Annotated in this window: 21 protein-coding genes and 1 pseudogene; 14 read left to right on the top strand and 8 right to left on the bottom strand. The window is 60.4% G+C overall.

Going from position 1 to position 19,732, the window contains the following annotated elements; all coding sequences use genetic code 11:
- Positions 1–36: 36 nt before the first annotated feature.
- From NL154_RS09545 to coaD, 3 genes are read right to left on the bottom strand one after another with little or no spacing between them, the layout of a single operon-like run.
- Positions 37–546: a peptidylprolyl isomerase gene (locus NL154_RS09545; protein ID WP_010029525.1), complete on the bottom strand. Its 510-nt coding sequence runs from the start codon at positions 544–546 to the stop codon at positions 37–39.
- Positions 547–574: 28 nt separating this feature from the next.
- Complete coding sequence (locus NL154_RS09540; RefSeq protein ID WP_210631364.1) at positions 575–1,147, bottom strand: peptidylprolyl isomerase; 573 nt, start codon at positions 1,145–1,147, stop codon at positions 575–577.
- Between the two features lie 42 nt (positions 1,148–1,189).
- On the bottom strand, positions 1,190–1,684 hold the full coding sequence (gene coaD, locus NL154_RS09535; protein WP_210631365.1) for a pantetheine-phosphate adenylyltransferase: 495 nt from the start codon (positions 1,682–1,684) through the stop codon (positions 1,190–1,192).
- Positions 1,685–1,774: 90 nt separating this feature from the next.
- Here coaD and NL154_RS09530 point away from each other — a divergent pair, with 90 nt between their 5' ends.
- From NL154_RS09530 to NL154_RS09520, 3 genes are all read left to right on the top strand, one after another.
- On the top strand, positions 1,775–2,074 hold the full coding sequence (locus tag NL154_RS09530) for a hypothetical protein (protein WP_210631366.1): 300 nt from the start codon (positions 1,775–1,777) through the stop codon (positions 2,072–2,074).
- Between the two features lie 143 nt (positions 2,075–2,217).
- Entirely contained in the window at positions 2,218–2,373 is a 156-nt protein-coding gene (locus tag NL154_RS09525) for a hypothetical protein (RefSeq protein ID WP_210631367.1), read from the top strand.
- 36 nt (positions 2,374–2,409) lie between these two features.
- Entirely contained in the window at positions 2,410–2,544 is a 135-nt protein-coding gene (locus NL154_RS09520) for a hypothetical protein (RefSeq protein ID WP_010056528.1), read from the top strand.
- Positions 2,545–2,719: 175 nt separating this feature from the next.
- On the opposite strand, the gene gyrA is transcribed toward NL154_RS09520, so the two are convergent.
- Positions 2,720–5,509, bottom strand: a complete 2,790-nt coding sequence (gene gyrA / locus NL154_RS09515) for a DNA gyrase subunit A (protein ID WP_221146608.1) — start codon at positions 5,507–5,509, stop codon at positions 2,720–2,722.
- Positions 5,510–5,746: 237 nt separating this feature from the next.
- On the opposite strand from gyrA, the gene NL154_RS09510 reads away from it, so the two are divergent.
- Entirely contained in the window at positions 5,747–6,394 is a 648-nt protein-coding gene (locus NL154_RS09510; protein WP_434733954.1) for a MarC family protein, read from the top strand.
- 103 nt (positions 6,395–6,497) lie between these two features.
- Here NL154_RS09510 and NL154_RS09505 read toward each other — a convergent pair whose 3' ends face one another.
- Positions 6,498–7,019 (bottom strand): single-stranded DNA-binding protein, encoded by a 522-nt coding sequence (locus tag NL154_RS09505; protein WP_434733953.1) that lies wholly within the window; start codon positions 7,017–7,019, stop codon positions 6,498–6,500.
- Here NL154_RS09505 and NL154_RS09500 point away from each other — a divergent pair.
- The 4 genes and pseudogenes from NL154_RS09500 (at position 7,018) to NL154_RS09485 (ending at position 11,200) form a co-directional block, all read left to right on the top strand.
- Positions 7,018–7,269 carry a hypothetical protein gene (locus tag NL154_RS09500; protein ID WP_434733952.1) on the top strand — a complete coding sequence of 84 codons (252 nt, stop codon included), beginning with the start codon at positions 7,018–7,020 and terminating at the stop codon, positions 7,267–7,269. The genes NL154_RS09505 and NL154_RS09500 overlap by 2 nt on opposite strands.
- Positions 7,270–7,301: 32 nt before the next feature.
- Positions 7,302–10,223 (top strand): excinuclease ABC subunit UvrA, encoded by a 2,922-nt coding sequence (uvrA, locus tag NL154_RS09495; protein ID WP_434733951.1) that lies wholly within the window; start codon positions 7,302–7,304, stop codon positions 10,221–10,223.
- 30 nt (positions 10,224–10,253) lie between these two features.
- A pseudogene (locus tag NL154_RS09490) lies at positions 10,254–10,370 on the top strand (GNAT family N-acetyltransferase); the annotation flags it as partial.
- A gap of 23 nt (positions 10,371–10,393) precedes the next feature.
- Positions 10,394–11,200, top strand: a complete 807-nt coding sequence (locus tag NL154_RS09485) for a DUF72 domain-containing protein (RefSeq protein WP_434733950.1) — start codon at positions 10,394–10,396, stop codon at positions 11,198–11,200.
- A 21-nt stretch (positions 11,201–11,221) separates the two neighbouring features.
- Here the strand turns inward: NL154_RS09485 and NL154_RS09480 are convergent, their stop codons facing one another.
- Positions 11,222–12,694 (bottom strand): NAD(P)H-hydrate dehydratase, encoded by a 1,473-nt coding sequence (locus NL154_RS09480; RefSeq protein WP_434733949.1) that lies wholly within the window; start codon positions 12,692–12,694, stop codon positions 11,222–11,224.
- Here NL154_RS09480 and NL154_RS09475 point away from each other — a divergent pair.
- The 4 genes from NL154_RS09475 to hspQ all read left to right on the top strand — a co-directional run bounded on the left by NL154_RS09475 (position 12,687) and on the right by hspQ (position 15,352).
- Positions 12,687–13,064, top strand: coding sequence for a hypothetical protein (locus NL154_RS09475; protein WP_434733948.1), 378 nt, complete (start codon positions 12,687–12,689; stop codon positions 13,062–13,064). The genes NL154_RS09480 and NL154_RS09475 overlap by 8 nt on opposite strands.
- Positions 13,039–13,377, top strand: coding sequence for a P-II family nitrogen regulator (locus NL154_RS09470; protein WP_003539626.1), 339 nt, complete (start codon positions 13,039–13,041; stop codon positions 13,375–13,377). Before NL154_RS09475 ends, NL154_RS09470 begins: the two co-directional genes overlap by 26 nt.
- Before the next feature lie 78 nt (positions 13,378–13,455).
- Complete coding sequence (gene glnA, locus NL154_RS09465; RefSeq protein ID WP_210631374.1) at positions 13,456–14,865, top strand: type I glutamate--ammonia ligase; 1,410 nt, start codon at positions 13,456–13,458, stop codon at positions 14,863–14,865.
- A 157-nt stretch (positions 14,866–15,022) separates the two neighbouring features.
- The gene (gene hspQ, locus NL154_RS09460) at positions 15,023–15,352 is read left to right on the top strand and encodes a heat shock protein HspQ (protein WP_210631375.1); all 330 of its coding nucleotides are present in this window, start codon (positions 15,023–15,025) and stop codon (positions 15,350–15,352) included.
- A 373-nt stretch (positions 15,353–15,725) separates the two neighbouring features.
- Here the strand turns inward: hspQ and NL154_RS09455 are convergent, their stop codons facing one another.
- Entirely contained in the window at positions 15,726–16,379 is a 654-nt protein-coding gene (locus NL154_RS09455; RefSeq protein WP_210631376.1) for an invasion associated locus B family protein, read from the bottom strand.
- Positions 16,380–16,654: 275 nt separating this feature from the next.
- Here NL154_RS09455 and NL154_RS09450 point away from each other — a divergent pair, with 275 nt between their 5' ends.
- On the top strand, positions 16,655–18,457 hold the full coding sequence (locus tag NL154_RS09450) for an extracellular solute-binding protein (protein ID WP_434733947.1): 1,803 nt from the start codon (positions 16,655–16,657) through the stop codon (positions 18,455–18,457).
- A gap of 60 nt (positions 18,458–18,517) precedes the next feature.
- Positions 18,518–19,189, top strand: a complete 672-nt coding sequence (locus NL154_RS09445) for a DsbA family oxidoreductase (protein WP_434733946.1) — start codon at positions 18,518–18,520, stop codon at positions 19,187–19,189.
- 71 nt (positions 19,190–19,260) lie between these two features.
- Here the strand turns inward: NL154_RS09445 and NL154_RS09440 are convergent, their stop codons facing one another.
- The gene (locus tag NL154_RS09440; protein WP_434733945.1) at positions 19,261–19,728 is read right to left on the bottom strand and encodes an OsmC family protein; all 468 of its coding nucleotides are present in this window, start codon (positions 19,726–19,728) and stop codon (positions 19,261–19,263) included.
- Between the last annotated feature and the right edge of the window lie 4 nt (positions 19,729–19,732).

The following is a 19,732-nucleotide window of genomic DNA, read 5'->3' as shown; positions in this document are numbered from 1 at the left end:
CTCTCGCGCAAGGGCGGGTTTCAGCAAACATCACAATCAGACGTCGGCGGCAACCCGCATCGAGACGATCGAGTCCGGATCGGAGACCGGTTCGCCGCGCTTGATCTTGTCGACATTGTCCATGCCTTCGATCACTTGGCCCCAGACGGAATACTGCTTGTTCAGCCACGGCGCGTCGGTGAAGCAGATGAAGAACTGCGAGTTGGCCGAGTTCGGGTTCTGCGAACGGGCCATCGAGCAGGTGCCGCGAACATGCGAGGTCGCGGAGAATTCAGCCTTCAGGTCCGGCTTGGAGGAGCCGCCCATGCCGGCTCGGCCGGGATTGAAGGTTTCAGAACCCTTCTTGCCATATTCGACGTCGCCAGTCTGGGCCATGAAATCCTGAATGACGCGGTGGAAAACGACGCCGTCATAGGCCTTCTCGCGGGCGAGTTCCTTGATGCGGGCAACGTGCTCCGGAGCGACCTGCGGCAGCAGCTGAATGACAACCTTGCCCTTGGTGGTTTCCAGAATGATGGTGTTTTCGGGATCCTTGATCTCGGCCATTGTCTTCTCCTCTTGTTTCTCTTGTAACTTACTTCTTGCCCAGGGTGACCTTGATCATCCGGTCGGGATTTTTGACTTCGCCGTTCTGGCCTTCGCCACGCTTGATCTTGTCGACATTTTCCATGCCGGAAACGACCTTGCCGACGACGGTATACTGGCCGTTCAGGAAAGAACCGTCGGCAAACATGATGAAGAACTGCGAATTGGCGGAATTCGGATCCTGCGAACGAGCCATGCCGACAGTGCCGCGCACGAACGGGGTCTTAGAGAATTCAGCCGGGATGTCGGGCATGTCGGAGGAGCCGGTGCCGGCAAGGCTGGCATCGAAGCCCTTTTCCATGTTGCCGTATTTGACGTCGCCGGTCTGGGCCATGAAGCCGTCGATGACGCGGTGGAAGGCGACGTTGTCATATTCGCCCTTCTTGGCGAGCGCCTCGATCTGGTCGACATGCTTCGGCGCCACATCCGGCATCAGCTGGATCACCACCGGGCCGTTCTTCAGCTGAATGGTGAGATAATGATCGGCCGACTGGGCCAAGGCATCCCCCGCGAAGGAGGCAAGATATAGCACGCCGGCAAATGCGAGATAAAAGAGTTTCATGTGAGCTCCGTTGCGGCGTTATCCGCCTAGGCTTTGCGCTTGCTAGTTTGGGCGCTTGGATGTGAGGGCTTGCAAGACCGCGGCCGGGACGAAAGCGCTGACATCGCCGCCCATGGCGGCGATCTGGCGGACCAATGTGGCGGTAATGGGCCGCGACGCCGTGCCGGCCGGCAAAAAGATGGTCTGGATATCTGGCGCCATCGTTCTGTTCATGCCGGCCATCTGCATTTCGTAGTCGAGATCCGTGCCATCGCGAAGGCCGCGGATCAGAAGTGTGGCGCCATGGGCGCGGGCGGCATGGACGACCAGATTGTCGAAGGCGACGACGGTGATGTCGCCGGTCTTGCCGGGCAAGGCTTCGGCCAGCGACAGGCGGATCAGCTCGGCTCGCTCTTCGAAAGAAAAGAGCGGCGCCTTGCCGGGATGGATGCCGATCGCGACGATGACTTTTTCGGCGACGTTCAGCGCCTGGACCAGAACATCCACATGTCCGTTGGTGATCGGGTCGAAGGACCCAGGATAAAAAGCTGTCGTCATCTGGCCCGGCCGTTGGTTTGACGCCTTTTGTCACGGATGCGGACTTGTCGCAAGTGATTTACCCGGCCGCGCCGCTCGGCTGAACAACGGATGAACATGCCATTCAAGGCCGTTTCAGGCGGGATCTGTTTAACTCGGATCATCAACAAAGCCGATGCCATTCCGGCAGCCGGCGCTCCCAAAAGATCGAAATCCATGCTGATCGTGCTCGTTGCGCTTGCCATTGTTTTCTCCCTCGCCGCCGAGATGGCGTATGGCTACTTCGCCGATCGCTACGAGGTGAACTGGGTGCGGCCGGAGCTTGCCGAACATGCGGCGATTGTACGCGCCCAAGGCCGCCTGCGCGGAAATGAGGGTCGGCTGCGAGAAAAAATCGGATTTCGAATCTGAACGCCAGATGAACGAGACATTCAAGGATGCTTCAGATCGCCATTGGTAAACACCCGCTCAACATCCGGCGGAACCATTTTTAAACGGATGCGTTCACTCAACCGACACAGAAATGCGTCAAAGCGCGGCAGGAAGGACTAATAATGCCCGGCAAGATTACGATGATTAACGTGCTCTGGATGGTCATGGTCACGGGCATGCTCACCGCAACTGTCGCTCTTTATGACCAGAAGGTCGATGCCTCCAAAGTTTATGGCCCTTATGCTTCGGCTCGCACGGCCGTACTGGGCCAGTACTGAGGAGCGAGTACGCAACTCCCCAGGAAAGGAATGCCTATGTTCACGATCTTGACAGTGCTCACCGCCCTCATCAGCGTCATGTTCATCGTGTCTGTGGCCTCGACGATATCAGCGCTGCGGCGTGAAGGCGAAGAGGTGAAGGCGCTGAACGAAAAGCATAGCGCGTTCTGACATTCCTCTCTTTCCCTCCCATGAGCGGCACCGTTCCGCTCCTGGGGCTTTCAAAGCCGGATGCACCCAGCGTCCGGCTTTTTTTCTTGGCCAGTGAGTGAGCCAACTGAATGCTTCAGCCTGAAAGCCGGGCTCTAACAGAAAAGGGCGGCTCGAAGCCGCCCCGTTCATTCGATTATTCTTCGGCAGCACCGCCCGGATCACCATCGGCGACCGGCGTCTCATCGGCGCCTTCGACGGCCCCTTCCGTCTCATCCTCCTCCGGCTCACTGATGCGCTCGACCGAGACGACCTTCTCGTCCTTGGCCGTCGAGAAGATGGTGACGCCCTTGGTGGCGCGGCTGGCGATGCGGATGCCGCCGACCGGCACACGGATGAGCTGACCGCCATCAGAGACGAGCATGATCTGATCGCCGTCATCGACCGGGAAGGCTGCAACCAGTTCGCCGATCTCGCCGGTTTTCGACGTATCGGTAGCGCGGATGCCCTTACCGCCGCGGCCGGAGATACGGAAATCGTAAGAGGACGAACGCTTGCCGAAGCCCTTTTCGGAGACGGTGAGCACGAACTGTTCGCGTGCCTTCAGCTCCTCGTAGCGTTCGTCGGAGAGCTGTCCCTCCTCGGTGACCTCCTCTCCGACGAGAGCGATATCCTCTTCATCAACGCCTATCGCCCGGCGTTCGGCGGCAGAGCGCTTGAGGTAGGCGGCCCGTTCCCATGGCTCGGCATCGACATGGCCGACGATCGTCATCGAGATGATGCGGTCGCCCTCGCCGAGATTGATGCCGCGCACCCCGATCGAGTTGCGGCCGGCAAAGACGCGGACATCGTCGACCGAGAAGCGGATGCACTGGCCGAGTGCCGTGGTCAAAAGAACGTCGTCCCGCTCGGTGCAAGTCTCGACGGAGAGGATTTCATCGCCCTCCTCTTCCAGCTTCATGGCGATCTTGCCGTTGCGGTTGACCTGAACGAAGTCCGACAGCTTGTTGCGGCGAACCGTACCGCGCGTCGTCGAGAACATGACGTCGAGATTATCCCAGCTCGCCTCGTCCTCGGGCAAGGGCAGGATGGTGGTGATGCGCTCGCCGGGTTCGAGCGGCAGCATGTTGATCAGCGCCTTGCCGCGCGAGGTCGGCGTGCCGATCGGCAGTCGCCAGACCTTCTCCTTATAGACGATGCCGCGGGAGGAGAAGAACAGGACTGGCGTATGGGTGTTGACCACGAATAGCCGGCTAACGAAATCTTCGTCGCGGGTGGTCATGCCGGAGCGGCCCTTGCCGCCGCGGCGCTGGGCACGGTAGGTGGTCAGCGGCACGCGCTTGATGTAACCAAGATGCGAGACGGTGACGACCATATCCTCGCGGGCGATCAGATCCTCGTCGTCCATTTCGAGGCCGCCATCGACGATCTCGGTGCGGCGTGGCGTGCCGAACTCGTCGCGGACGGCTGACAGTTCGTCCTTGACGATGGTCTGGATGCGCACACGCGAGGAAAGAATATCGAGGTAATCCCGGATTTCCTCGCCTATCTTATTGAGTTCATCACCGATTTCGTCACGGCCGAGTGCAGTCAGGCGGGCAAGGCGCAGCTCGAGAATGGCGCGCGCCTGCTCCTCGGAGAGGTTGTAGGTGAGGTCGTCGTTGATGCGGTGGCGCGGATCGTCGATCAGACGGATCAGGCTTTCGACATCTTCGGCCGGCCAGCGGCGCGTCATCAGCTCTTCGCGGGCCGACTGCGGATCGGGCGCCTGGCGAATGACGCGGATGACTTCGTCGATATTGGCGACGGCGATCGCGAGGCCAACCAAGACGTGCGCGCGCTCGCGCGCCTTGCGCAGCAGGAACTTCGTTCTCCGGCTAACGACTTCCTCGCGGAAAGAGACGAAGGCGCGCAGCATGTCGAGCAGGGTCAGCTGCTCCGGCTTGCCGCCGTTCAGCGCCACCATGTTGCAGCCGAAGGAGGTCTGCAGCGGCGTGTAGCGATAAAGCTGATTGAGGATGACCTCGGCATTGGCGTCGCGCTTCAATTCGATGACGACGCGATAGCCTTGGCGGTCGGATTCGTCGCGCAGGTCGGAGATGCCCTCGATGCGCTTTTCACGCACCAACTCGGCCATCTTCTCGATCATCGTCGCCTTGTTCACCTGGTAGGGAATTTCGGTGATGATGATCTGCTCGCGGTCGCCGCGCATCGGCTCGATGGTGGCGACGCCACGCATGATGACGGAGCCACGGCCGGTCTCGTAGGCCGAGCGGATACCGGCACGGCCGAGGATCTTGGCGCCCGTGGGGAAGTCAGGGCCGGGAATGATCTGCATCAGTTCCGGCAGCTCGATCGCCGGATCGTTGATCAGCGCGATGCAGCCGTCGATCACTTCGGAGAGGTTGTGCGGCGGAATATTGGTGGCCATGCCGACGGCGATGCCGCCGGCGCCGTTGACGAGCAGGTTCGGGAACTTGGCGGGAACCACGACCGGCTCAGAGAGCGTGCCGTCATAGTTGTCGCGGAAATCGACGGTTTCCTTGTCGAGATCGTCGAGCAGCGAATGAGCAGCCTTTTCCAGGCGGCACTCGGTGTATCGTTCGGCCGCCGGCGGATCGCCGTCGACGGAGCCGAAATTGCCCTGACCGTCGATCAGCGGCAGCCTGAGCGACCAGGGCTGCGCCATGCGGGCGAGCGCATCATAGATCGCAGCGTTGCCGTGCGGATGGTATTTACCCATCACGTCGCCGGTAACGCGGGCGCATTTGACGTATTTCTTGTTCCAGTCGATGCCGAGCTCGGACATGCCGTAGAGGATGCGCCGGTGGACGGGCTTCAGGCCGTCGCGCACGTCGGGCAACGCGCGGCTGACGATGACGCTCATGGCGTAATCGAGATACGACCGCTGCATTTCCTCCATGATGGAGATGGGCTCGATGCCTGGCGGGAGCTTCCCGCCGCCGGGGGGTGTTTGCTCAGTCAAAACAGATCACGATCTCTTCTAGAATCACTTGAAGATTTATAGCGGAAAGCCTGTTCCCGCGCCAATTTCTGAGCGCGTTTTGAACAGGCTTTTGCGGCCGAAAAAGGGTAAAGCACCGGAGTTGTGCGGCCGGACCGGACAAATCCGCCGCAGGCCGCCGCGGCACATTTGCCAAATCCAAATCCCCGCTTCACAATCGCAGTAAATCACACACCCATATGGGCTTTGGGAGAGACGATGGCAAGCGCCGACCAATTGATCAACGCCTTCACGACGCTTCTCGTCACCATCGATCCCCCAGGGCTGGCGCCGCTGTTCCTGGGGTTGACAACCGGCATGAGCAGAGCCCAGCGCACGCAGGTGGCGCTGCGCGGTTCGACGATCGCCTTCATCATCCTCGCGGTCTTTGCGCTGTTCGGCGCCGGCGTGCTCGGCGTGCTCGGCATCTCGATCGGGGCCTTCCGCATCGCCGGCGGGCTGCTGCTCTTCTTGATTGCCTTCGAAATGGTCTTCGAGAAGCGGCAGGACCGCAAGGAGAAGGCGACCGAGGTGGCGATCACCAAGGATCATATCGAAAATGTCGCCGTCTTTCCCCTCGCCTTGCCGCTGATCGCCGGCCCCGGCGCGATCTCGGCGACGATCCTGCTTGCCGGGACGCTCGCGACCTCGATCGGAAAGTTGCAACTGATCGGCGTCCTTGCCGCCAATCTGCTGCTGACCTTCGTCATGCTGCTCGTCGCCGAACGGCTCGACCGTTTCCTTGGCGTCACCGGCCGGGCAATCCTGACACGGCTGCTCGGCGTCATCCTCGCCGCGCTTGCGGCGCAATTCGTCGTCGACGGGGCAAAATCGGCGCTCAATCTGATCAGCGCGACGCCGCACTGACAAGGCGCCGACTGAAGCAATTGCAGTCGGAAAGCAGAGAGAGCATGGTGCCGCTCAGGACACCATGCTCTCAGCTGCTTATAAAGTCAGGAACCGCGATCGATCAGAACGGGATGTCGTCGTCGAGATCGCGCGAGAAGTTGCCTCCGCCACCGCCGCGGTTCGACGATGAGGACGACGCCGGGGCTCCGTAATCGTCGCCGTAATCATTGTTGCTGCTGCCGCCGCGGCCGCCGCCGCCGCCAAAGCCGGAGCTCGCACCGCCGCCCTCGCCGCGTCCATCCAGCATGGTCAGCGTCGAATTGAAGCCCTGCAGCACCACTTCCGTCGAATAACGGTCCTGGCCCTGCTGGTCCTGCCATTTGCGGGTCTGCAGCTGGCCTTCGATATAGAGCTTGGCGCCCTTCTTCACATATTGCTCGACGACCTTGCAGAGGCCTTCGTTGAAGACGACGACAGTGTGCCATTCGGTCTTTTCGCGGCGTTCGCCGGAATTGCGGTCGCGCCAGGTCTCCGAGGTCGCGATACGGAGATTGGCGATCGGCCGGCCATCCTGAGTGCGGCGGATTTCGGGATCTGCACCCACGTTTCCAACCAGAATTACCTTGTTCACGCTACCAGCCATGCTTCTCACCCTGCCTGCCGCCCTGCCCGGCGGCGTTAATCGATCAGCGCACCTTAAACCATCGCGGACCGCCAATGCGCGTAAACGGTCGTTCATCCACATGTTTATCCATCAGAAAGCCGCATGCATTCATCAGGAATTTTGTTCTTTATTTGTTCTAGTTTATCCGTATGATCCTGTCAACAGAATCGAAAACCTTGAAGCTTCCCGGATATTCAGCCTCGACTCGCCCGCCGGCATCACTAAATAAGGGCTGTTATCCAGAAAACCAAAGCAGAGACGATGAGCGAACTGAAGACGATCTCCATCCGCGGCGCGCGCGAGCATAATCTGAAGAGCATCGATCTCGATCTGCCGCGCAACAAGCTGATCGTCATGACCGGTCTGTCGGGCTCGGGCAAATCCTCGCTCGCCTTCGACACTATCTACGCCGAGGGCCAGCGGCGCTATGTCGAAAGCCTGTCGGCCTATGCCCGGCAGTTCCTCGAAATGATGCAGAAGCCCGATGTCGACCAGATCGACGGGCTGTCGCCTGCCATCTCGATCGAGCAGAAGACCACGTCGCGTAACCCGCGCTCGACGGTCGGCACCGTCACCGAGATCTACGACTATATGCGCCTGCTCTTTGCCCGCGTCGGCGTTCCCTATTCGCCGGCGACCGGCCTGCCGATCGAGAGCCAGACCGTCAGCCAGATGGTCGACCGCATCCTCGCGTTTGGCGAAGGCACCCGTCTTTATATTCTCGCGCCGCTCGTGCGCGGCCGCAAGGGCGAATACAAGAAGGAACTGGCGGAGCTGATAAAGAAGGGCTTCCAGCGCGTCAAGATCGACGGCCAGTTCTACGAGATCGCCGAGGCGCCTGTTCTCGACAAGAAATACAAGCACGACATCGACGTGGTCGTCGACCGCATCGTCGTGCGCCCCGATGTGTCGGCGCGCCTGGCCGACAGCCTGGAGACCTGCCTGAAGCTCGCCGACGGGCTGGCAGTCGCCGAATTCGCCGACAAGCCGCTGCCGCCGGAGGAAACGTCGGCCGGCGGCTCGGCCAACAAGTCGCTGAACGAAACGCATGAGCGCGTGTTGTTTTCGGAGAAGTTCGCCTGCCCTGTCTCGGGCTTTACCATTCCGGAAATCGAGCCCCGCCTCTTCTCGTTCAACAACCCCTTCGGCGCCTGCCCGACCTGCGATGGTCTCGGCGCGCAGCAGAAGATCGACCCGGACCTGATCGTGCCCGAACCGGAGCGCACCTTGCGCGACGGGGCGATCGCCCCCTGGGCCAAGTCGACCTCGCCATATTACAACCAGACGCTGGAGGCGCTCGGCAAACATTACGGCTTCAAGCTCGGCACCCGCTGGAACGATCTTTCCGACGAGGCCAAGGATGTGATCCTCAACGGCACCGACGACAAGATCGAATTCCATTACGCCGACGGCGCCCGTTCCTATACGACCCACAAGAACTTCGAGGGCATCATCACCAATCTCGAGCGCCGCTGGAAGGAGACCGATTCCGCCTGGGCGCGCGAGGATATCGAGCGCTTCATGTCGGCCGCCCCCTGCCCGGCCTGCAACGGCTATCGCCTGAAGCCGGAAGCGCTGGCGGTGAAGATCAACAGGCTCCATATCGGCGAAGTGACCGAGATGTCGATCCGCGTCGCCCGCGACTGGTTCGAAACGCTGCCGGCGACCTTCAACGCCAAGCAGAACGAGATTGCCGTGCGGATCCTCAAGGAGATCCGCGACCGGCTGCGATTCCTCAACGATGTCGGCCTGGAATATCTCAGCCTGTCGCGCAATTCAGGCACGCTGTCGGGCGGCGAAAGCCAGCGCATCCGCCTCGCCTCGCAGATCGGCTCGGGCTTGACGGGCGTACTTTACGTGCTCGACGAGCCGTCGATTGGCCTGCATCAGCGCGACAATGCCCGATTGCTCGACACGCTGAAGCACCTGCGCGATATCGGCAATACCGTGATCGTCGTCGAGCATGACGAGGATGCCATCCTGACGGCCGATGACGTCGTCGACATCGGCCCCGCGGCTGGTATCCATGGGGGGCAGGTCATCGCCCATGGCACGCCGCGGGATATCATGGACAATCCGAAGTCGCTGACCGGCAAATATCTCTCGGGCGAACTCGGCGTTCCGGTTCCGGACGAGCGCCGCAAGCCGAAGAAGGGTCGCGAGATCAAGGTCGTCGGCGCGCGCGGCAACAATCTGAAGAACGTCACCGCCTCGATCCCGCTCGGCGTCTTTACGGCGGTGACCGGCGTTTCCGGCGGCGGCAAGTCCACCTTCCTGATCGAGACGCTGTATAAATCAGCGGCGCGCCGCGTCATGGGCGCGCGCGAAATTCCGGCCGACCACGACCGCATCGACGGTTTCGAGCATATCGACAAGGTGATCGATATCGACCAGTCGCCGATCGGCCGCACACCGCGCTCGAATCCGGCGACCTATACCGGCGCCTTCACGCCGATCCGCGACTGGTTCGCCGGCCTGCCGGAAGCCAAGGCGCGCGGCTACCAGCCGGGCCGCTTCTCCTTCAACGTCAAGGGCGGCCGCTGCGAGGCCTGTCAGGGCGACGGCGTCATCAAGATCGAAATGCACTTCCTGCCCGATGTCTATGTCACCTGCGACGTCTGCCACGGCAAGCGCTATAACAGAGAGACGCTCGACGTCACCTTCAAGCAGAAGTCGATCGCCGACGTGCTCGACATGACGGTAGAGGAAGGCGTCGATTTCTTTGCGGCGGTACCTGCCGTGCGCGACAAGCTGCAATCGCTGAAGGATGTCGGCCTCGGTTACATCAAGGTCGGCCAACAGGCCAATACGCTCTCTGGCGGCGAAGCGCAGCGCGTCAAGCTCGCCAAGGAGCTGTCGAAACGCTCGACCGGACGCACGCTCTATATTCTGGACGAGCCAACGACCGGCCTGCATTTCCATGACGTCGCCAAGCTCCTGGAAATGCTGCACGAGCTCGTCAACCAGGGCAATTCCGTCGTGGTGATCGAGCACAATCTCGAAGTCATCAAGACGGCAGACTGGGTGCTCGACTTCGGCCCCGAGGGCGGCGATGGCGGCGGCGAGATCGTCGCGACCGGCACACCGGAAGCGATCGTCAGGGAAAAGCGCTCCTATACCGGCCAGTTCCTGAAGGAATTGCTGGAGCGGCGGCCGGCGAAGAAGGCGGTCGCGGCGGAATGACGATGAGGTTGGCGTCGCCCGACGATCTCCAAACGGACTATCGCGCTTTATAGTGTCTTCGGGTTCCGGAAAACGGGTCGCCGACCGAACCCTTATCGGCCAGGATGGACGCTCATCGACATGACGAAAGAGATTCATGCGGCCTGACGGCCGCGAACTGGGAGGACGACATGACGAAATCCGGCACTATCCGCACCGGCATCGGCGGCTGGACCTTCGAGCCCTGGCGCGGGCATTTCTTCCCCGCCGACCTGAAACAGAAGGACGAGCTGCATTATGCCAGCCGTCAGCTGAAGGTCATCGAGGTCAACGGCACCTATTACAGCACACAGAAACCGGCGGTCTTCGCCAAATGGGCGGCTGACGTGCCAGAGGGTTTCATCTTTTCGCTGAAGGCCACTCGCTTCGTCACCAATCGGCGGGTGCTCGCGGAAGCCGGTGAATCGATGGAGCGGTTCCTCACATCCGGAATCAGCGAGCTCGGCGATCACCTCGGGCCGCTGCTCTGGCAATTCGCGCCGACGAAGAAATTCGATCCGGACGATTTCGAGGCTTTCCTGAAGCTGCTGCCGGCGAAACAGGATGGGCTAGCGCTCCGTCACGTGGTCGAAGTGCGGCATGATTCCTTCAAGGTGCCGGAATTCGTTGCTCTTCTTGCCAAATACGGCGTGGCGCCGGTTTGTGCCGAACATTTCGAATATCCTATGATTGCCGATGTGACGGCCGATTTCGTCTATGCCAGGCTACAGAAGGGATCGGATGACATCCCGACCTGCTATCCCGATAAGGATCTGAAGGCCTGGGCAAGGCGGCTCGAGACCTGGGCCGAGGGCAAGGTCCCGGACGATCTGCCGCTGATCGACGGGAAGCGCCAGGTGAAGGCGGAGCCGCGCGACGTCTTTGCCTTCATGATCCACGAGGGCAAGGTCAATGCGCCGCACGGGGCGATCGCCCTGCAGCAGTTGCTGGCGAAATAGGCGGTTGGGACTTAGCCCGAGCTAAAGCGGCAAGACCTCGACCGCGAGCTCTTCCGCCGTCAGCCCCTTGCCGGCGCGCTGGCCAGCCTCTCCGTGCAGCCACACGCCGGCTGCCGCAGCCTCGAAAGTCGGCAGGCCCTGGGCAAGCAGTCCGCCGATGATGCCGGCAAGCACATCGCCGGAACCTGCGGTGGCAAGCCAGACAGGCGCATTGGTGTTGATGAGCGCGCGCCCGTCCGGCGAGGCGATGACGGTATCGGCGCCCTTATAGACGATCGCGGCATTGGCGCGGCGGGCAGCCGCCACCGCCTTGTCCACCTTCCCCAGTGTTTCGTCGCCGCAGATATCCGCAAAAAGCCGCGAAAATTCGCCCTCGTGCGGCGTCAGCACCAGACGCGGCTCGCCGCGGAACAGGTCGAAAAGCTGTTGCGGATCGTCCTTGAAGGAAGAGATGCCGTCGGCATCGAGCACGAGCCGGCGATCGGCAAGCGCGGTGACGAAGCCGCGGGCTTTCGCGCCGACGCCGAAGCCGGGACCGAGGACGAAGGTCTGCAGCCGCTTGTCGGACAGCCACTCTGCCAGATCTGCCTCGTCGTCGACTGCATGCAGCATGACGGCTGTGAGATGCGCGGCATTGGCGGCTATCGCTGCACCGGGTGCGGCGATCGTTACCAGGCCGGCGCCGGCCTTCAGGCCGGAGACCGCCGACATGCGCGCAGCCCCGGTCTTGTCGGCCTCGCCCGAAAAAACGACCATATGACCGCGCTTGTATTTGTGGGTTTCCAGCTGCTCGGCCGGCAGCACGCCCTTCCAGGCGTCAGGTGTGTTCTCGGCGATAGCGCCGCCCGCCTCAGCCCGGATGATCCGGGCGGGAATGCCGATGTCGAAGACCTCCAACTCGCCGCAAAGCTCCCTGCCCGGCATCAGAAGATGGCCGGGCTTGCGGGTCATGAAGGTGATGGTGTTGCGAGCCTGGAAGGCAGCACCCAGCACCTTGCCGGTGCGGCCATCCACGCCGGAGGGCAGATCGATGGCGAGCACCGCGATACCGGCCTCGGCGACGCGCTTAATCAAGTCAACCACATCGGCCGGCACCGCGCGCCCGAGCCCTGCTCCGAACAGACCGTCGATGACGACATCGCCGGCTTCCGGCCGGTATAGGCCGAGCTCCTGCCCCTTCAACGCGCAGCCGGCCCGAGCGCGGGCAGCATCAGCCTTCAGCTTTGCGGGATCGCCGAGATGGAAAAGCGCCACGGTCGCTCCGCTCTCTCGCAGATGCCTTGCCGCGACATAGGCATCGCCCCCATTGTTGCCGGGACCGCAGAGCACGACGAAACGCAACGCCCCGGGATGAAGCCTGAGCGCGGCGGCCGCGGCGGCAGCCCCTGCTCTATCCATCAGGCCGAAGGAATCGATTCCCGAAGCAGCCGCGGCCGCATCGATGGCGCTCATTTCGGCAGGCGTTACCAGAAGGTGGGGGAGATGGTTGCTCATCCGCCTATTCAATTCAAAAAACGCACAAAAAACAACCGTCTGCATTGGCGCTAAGGAGATCGAAATTTATGCATTTGCCTATCATTTAATCGCTTCGCAACCTGCTTTCGCAACTGAAGGAAAAGCCGGGTTTTTCGATATTGCGACGAATTTTCTTCGCTGGCTGATGTTTTTCCACCTTTCCGTTCAACAAATCGACATCAAATTCCCCGCAGACGCGCCGGTTTCGGCAAAATCGACGTCTTTTTTCGATAAGACGGATTTCAAACTGGCACGATATCTGCATCATATCCGCGAGCGGGAACATCCCTGCCATAACAGGAGAAGCGGAGAGACATTTTCTCATGAAAAAGATCGAAGCGATCATTAAGCCCTTCAAGCTGGACGAAGTGAAGGAAGCCCTTCAGGAAGTCGGCCTGCAGGGTATCACAGTCACGGAAGCCAAGGGCTTCGGTCGTCAGAAGGGCCACACGGAACTCTACCGCGGCGCCGAATACGTCGTCGACTTCCTGCCGAAGGTGAAAGTTGAGGTGGTGCTGGCCGACGAGAACGCCGAGGCGGTCATCGACGCGATCCGCAAGGCGGCTCAAACCGGTCGCATCGGCGACGGCAAAATCTTCGTATCCAATGTCGAAGAGGTTATCCGCATCCGTACCGGCGAGACCGGCATCGATGCCATCTGACCACTTTGCCAAGCGCGCAAAGTCCGATAGCGTCATCGCGCCCACCTATTGTTATCACAAATTGGAGGAAGGTATTTAATGGCGACCGCAAGCGAAATTCTGAAGCAGATCCAGGAAAACGACGTCAAGTTCGTCGATCTGCGCTTCACCGACCCGAAGGGCAAGCTGCAGCATGTCACAATGGACGTTGCCAGCGTCGACGAGGACATGTTCGCTGACGGCGTGATGTTCGACGGCTCTTCGATCGGTGGCTGGAAGGCCATCAACGAGTCCGACATGGTGCTGATGCCCGACACCGAAACGGTGCATATGGACCCGTTCTTCGCTCAGTCGACCATGGTCATCGTCTGCGACATTCTCGATCCTGTCTCCGGCGAAGCCTATAACCGCGATCCGCGCGGCACTGCCAAGAAGGCCGAAGCCTATCTCAAGGCATCAGGCATCGGCGACACGATCTTTGTCGGCCCGGAAGCCGAGTTCTTCGTCTTCGACGACGTCAAGTACAAGGCCGATCCCTATAATACCGGCTTCAAGCTCGATTCGACCGAACTGCCGTCGAACGACGACACCGATTACGAAACCGGCAACCTCGGTCACCGCCCGCGCGTCAAGGGCGGCTATTTCCCGGTTCCGCCTGTTGACAGCGCCCAGGACATGCGTTCGGAAATGCTGACGGTGCTCTCCGAGATGGGCGTTGTCGTCGAAAAGCACCACCATGAAGTCGCCGCCGCCCAGCACGAACTCGGCATCAAGTTCGATACGCTGGTGCGCAACGCAGACAAGATGCAGATCTACAAATATGTCGTGCATCAGGTGGCCAACGCTTACGGCAAGACCGCGACCTTCATGCCGAAGCCGATCTTCGGCGACAACGGCTCGGGCATGCACGTGCACCAGTCGATCTGGAAGGGCGGCAAGCCGACTTTCGCCGGCGACGAATATGCCGGCCTCTCCGAGACCTGCCTGTTCTACATCGGCGGCATCATCAAGCACGCCAAGGCGATCAATGCCTTCACCAATCCGTCGACGAACTCCTACAAGCGTCTCGTCCCGGGTTATGAAGCGCCTGTCCTGCTCGCCTATTCTGCGCGCAACCGTTCGGCCTCCTGCCGCATTCCGTTCGGCTCCAACCCGAAGGCCAAGCGCGTCGAAGTCCGCTTCCCGGATCCGACCGCCAACCCCTATCTCGCCTTCGCCGCCATGCTGATGGCCGGCCTCGACGGCATCAAGAACAAGATCCATCCCGGCAAGGCCATGGACAAGGATCTCTACGACCTGCCGCCGAAGGAACTGAAGAAAATCCCGACCGTCTGCGGCAGCCTGCGCGAAGCGCTCGAAAGCCTCGACAAGGACCGCAAGTTCCTGACAGCAGGCGGCGTCTTCGACGATGACCAGATCGATGCCTTCATCGAGCTGAAAATGGCAGAAGTAATGCGTTTCGAAATGACGCCGCATCCGGTCGAATACGACATGTATTATTCGGCCTGATCGGCCGTAACACGGAAAGTCCCGGTCCGCCGGGACTTTCACCTCCCCGGTCATGAACGGCAGAAGGAGGATATGACGTTCATGTGACGCGCTGGTGCAAAAATCTTGATTTGCACCGCACCAATCACCAAATTTGGTGATGAAAGGAAGTCGTACCATGAAAGAAAGAATAGCAAAGTTCAGTATCGGCGAAGTGGTCCGGCACAAGGTTTTTCCGTTTCGCGGCGTCATCTTCGACGTTGATCCGGAATTCGCGAATACGGAGGAATGGTGGAATTCAATTCCGGCCGAGGTGCGGCCGAGCAAGGACCAGCCCTTCTACCACCTGCTCGCCGAAAACGAGGAAAGCGAATATGTCGCTTATGTCTCCGAGCAGAACCTGGTGAACGACGAAAGCGGCACGCCGCTTCGCAACCCGCAGATTTACCAGATCTTCGATCAGGCGCCGTCGGGGCAGTTCAAGCCCAAGATGAGCTTCGCTCACTAGATCAGACGTGCGGATCGGTCAATCAAGGTCTCGCCTCTCCCAGCGAGGCCTTTTCTTTTGACGCGAAATCCAGTTGCCAGGTTAAACTGCTGACAATTCCCGCCAATTTCTCTTTTGCTTTGGCTGGCAAGGCCCCCCATCCGGCTGCCGCCACCTTCTCCCGATCGCGGGTAGACGGGACATGCCGCAAGCTCTCGGTCCCCCTCAACGCCTCGCAGGGCACGTCCCCTCTCGCCGTCAGAACGGGGAGGTTAGGTGAGGGGCAAATCGCCGGTGCGAACCAGACAGCCATGGCTCAAGGCCGAGGAGATAGAGGCTTACCAATAAAAAAACCCGGCCTGAAGCCGGGTTTCTATTCAAAATGGCGGCAGGATCACTGCGCCTTGGCTGCCTTCTGGGCGTCTTCCAGTTTCTTGCGAGTTTCCTCGGCCTTCTTCTGCATGCTTTCCTGCAGGCTACGCTGGGTGTCGGCGAGCTTGGATTCGGAAACCGGTTCGCCGTCATAAGCGCCGGTGAAGCCTTCGAGCGAGATCTTGATCGGGTTCGGAGCGCGGCGGAAGTTGATCGAGGTGAAGACCACGTCGCTGCCCTTCTTGAGGCTGGCGATCATCGCGTCGGTCAACGGAACTTCAGCCGTGCACTTGTCCGGCAGGCAGATGACATAATCGAGCTTCTGCCCCTTGCCGCCGTCGATCTGCATGCTGATGCCAGGCGGGATGAGACGCGCGCTCTGGACCGAAACCTGCAGGAGCTTGCGGTTGATCTTGCCGGTAACCGAGATAAGGCCGACGGCCGTGACGAGCTGGCCGCCATTGGCGAGGATCAGGTTCTGGACGACGCAAACGTCGTTATCTTCCTGCTTGCTGCAGGTCTTGTACCAGCCGAGCTTGGGCGAGCCGACGCCCTGGGCTGGGCCCTGTGCCGCCGCATCCTGGGCGAAGGAGGAGACCGGAGCCGAAGCGGCGCCGAACATCACTGCCAGAACGGACAGTGCTGCCCGCATTTTCTTTTCAGACTTGAACATCATAACGAATTCCGTCTCCTGATATCCGTTCGGAGCAGCGACGTGCCACCCCAACCATCGGGTCGTTCGGCACTCCACCTCATGGAAAAATAAGGCAAATGCATGACCCCGAAACTTCGGGTTCACCTGTTACATCGCAGCGTTCAAGATATCCAGCTTTTCTTTGGCAATTTCATCGACAGGCTAAAGAAATCGCGCCTGCGTGTTGGAATCGGTCGACCCCATGCTAATCTCGCGATGAATCATGCACTTATTTTTCGCGGATCAAGGATTGCCGAATGCTCCGGATCATCGTCACCGTCGTCCTCTCCTTGCTATGCGGCGCCGTCGCCGCAGAGCCGCTGCACGGCATCGCGATGCATGGCGAGCCGGCCTTGCCGCCTGACTATAAGCACTTTCCCTACGTCAATCCCGACGTGAAAAAAGGCGGCAAGATCACCTATGGCGTCGTCGGTACCTTCGACAACCTCAATCCGTTCATCCTGAAGAGCATGCGCACGACGGCGCGCGGCATGTGGGATCCGGAATATGGAAACCTCGTCTACGAATCGCTGATGCAGCGCTCCCGGGACGAGCCATTCACACTTTACGGCCTGCTTGCCGAAACGGTCGAATGGGACGACGACAGGAGCTTCATCCAGTTCAACCTCAATCCGAAGGCGAAATGGTCCGACGGTCAGCCGGTGACGCCGGAGGACGTCATATTCACCTTCGAGCTGATGCGTGACAAGGGACGCGTGCCCTATTCCGAACGCTTAAAAGTCGTCGCTAAGATGGAGAAGGTTGGCGAACGCAGCGTGCGCTTCACTTTCAATGAGAAGGCTGACCGCGAGACGCCGCTGATTTTTGGTCTTTTTCCGGTGCTGCCGAAACATTTGGTCGATCCGGAAACCTTCGACCGCACCTCGCTGACGCCGCCGGTCGGTTCCGGTCCCTACAAGGTGAAGACGGTGAAACCCGGCGAGAGCATCACCTATGAGCGCGATCCAAATTACTGGGGTAAGGACATTCCCCCGAAGGTCGGCACTGACAATTACGATCAGATCACGGTTCAGTATTTCCTGCAGGACACAACGCTGTTCGAAGCCTTCAAGAAGGGCGATATCGACCTCTATCCTGACGGTAATCCTGGCCATTGGGCCAATGCCTACAATTTCCCCGCCGCCACCTCCGGGACCGTCATCAAGGATGTGTTCACGCCGAAACTGCCAAGCGGCATGCTCGGCTTCGTCTTCAATACTCGCCGGCCGATCTTTACCGATCCGAAGGTGCGCGAAGGCTTGTCGCTGGTGTTCGATTTCGAATGGGCGAACAAGAATCTCTATTCCGGCGCCTATAAGCGCACGCAGAGCTTCTGGCAGAACTCGGAACTCTCGAGCTTCGGCGTCCCCGCCAATGCGGCCGAGCTTGCGCTGCTCGGGCCGATCAAGGACAAAATCGCACCCGAAATTCTCGACGGCACCTATAAGCTGCCGGTTACCGACGGCTCCGGCCGTGACCGCAACGTGCTGAAGCAGGCGGTCGGATTATTGAAACAGGGCGGCTATACGATCCAGGGCGGCAAGATGGTCGACGCCTCCGGCCGCCAGCTCGCCTTCGAGATCATGACGCAGAATGCCGACCAGGAGAAGCTTGCCGTCGCCTATCAGCGTTCGCTGCAGACGATCGGCATTGCTGCTTCGATTCGCACAGTCGATGATTCGCAGTATCAGAGCCGGACGAACAGCTTCGATTATGACATGATCATCAAGTCCTATACTTCGTCGCTGTCGCCCGGAACCGAACAACTCGGCCGCTGGTCTTCGGCAGCGCGCACTCAGGAGGGCAAGGATAGCTTTGCCGGCGCCAATGATCCCGATCTCGACACGCTGATCGATCACGTATTGCGAGCACGCTCGAACGAGGATTTCACTGCCGCGGTGCGCTCTTACGACCGGTTGCTACTATCCAGCCATTACGTGCTGCCGCTCTATCATATGGACCAGCAATGGGTTGCCCGCAGCAAGCGCATCGGCCATCCCGACACGGTACCGCTTTACGGTTACCAGCTGCCGGTCTGGTGGGATACAAACGCCCAATAGAAGCGGCCGCAACACTTTGGCCCTATGTCTCTTCCGGAGACACACAGAAGGAACATCATCATGGAGCGCATCACCATCGACGTCGTCTCGGATGTCGTCTGCCCCTGGTGCTATCTCGGCAAGGCGCGGCTGGAGCTCGCCATGGCCGAAGTGCAGGACGAGATCGGCGTCGACATCAACTGGCGGCCGTACCGGCTCAATCCCGACTATCCCAAGGAAGGCGTCGACCAGAAGAGGGCGCTCGCTCAGAAGCTCGGCGGCGAGGAACGCGTGGCGCAGGCGCACAAGATGCTCACCGACTACGGCCGCGAGGTCGGCATCGCCTTCGATTTCGCAGCGATCAACATCGGCCCGAACACGCTCGACGCCCACCGGCTGATCCACTGGGCGATGATCGAGGGCCGCGAGAAGCAGGACAAGGTGGTTACGGCGCTGTTCAAGGCGAATTTCGAGGAAGGCCGCAATGTCGGCGACCACGCGGTGCTGCTCGATATCGCCGAGAAAGCCGGCCTCGACCGCTCGGTCATCGCCTCGCTGCTCGCCTCCGATGCCGATAGCAATTTGATCGTCGCGGAGATCGCGGCCGCGCAGGAGATGGGCGTCAACGGCGTGCCCTTCTTCATCTTCGACCAGCAATATGCCGTCAGCGGCGCCCAGACACCCGATGTGCTGGCAAATGCGCTGCGCGATATTGCCAAGGCGAAGGCGGAGGCGCGATCGGGCCTCAACTGAGGCCGGCTGTGCGGATCGAGATCGAAGAGCCGCGCCAGGGTAAAACTCCGGGGCTTCCGGTTTGGCGCCGTTCAGCCCAGAACCGGAACGCAACGCACCTCAGTCTTCACCGAATTGGCGATGAAACATTCGTCATGGGCGCGATGATGCAGGGCTTCCAACTCGCTGAGCGAAGGCTGCTTTTCGCCGCTGAAGACGACACGTGGCCTCAGCGTCACGACAGTCATGGCGAGACGGCCTTCGGCATTCTTCTCCATCACACCCTCGGCGGTATCGGTGTAGCTGTCGACGCAAAAGCCCTGTTTGGCGGCAATCGACAAGAACCAGAGCATGTGACAGCTCGAAAGCGAGGCGACGAAAGCCTCCTCCGGATCGACGGCATTCTCGGCCGAATATGGCAGTGGCACGACATGCGAAGATGAGGACGCCCTCACCTCGATGCCGCCGTCGAAGGTCCAGCGATGGACACGGCTATAGCGGTTGTCGGTGAAGGTCTCGCCGTTCCGTTGCCAAGCGATCGTTGCGCTGTATTTCGCCATCTCT

This window comes from Rhizobium sp. YTUHZ044 (assembly GCF_051123975.1).
Lineage (GTDB): Bacteria > Pseudomonadota > Alphaproteobacteria > Rhizobiales > Rhizobiaceae > Rhizobium.
This window is presented reverse-complemented; position numbering and strand designations above follow the sequence as displayed.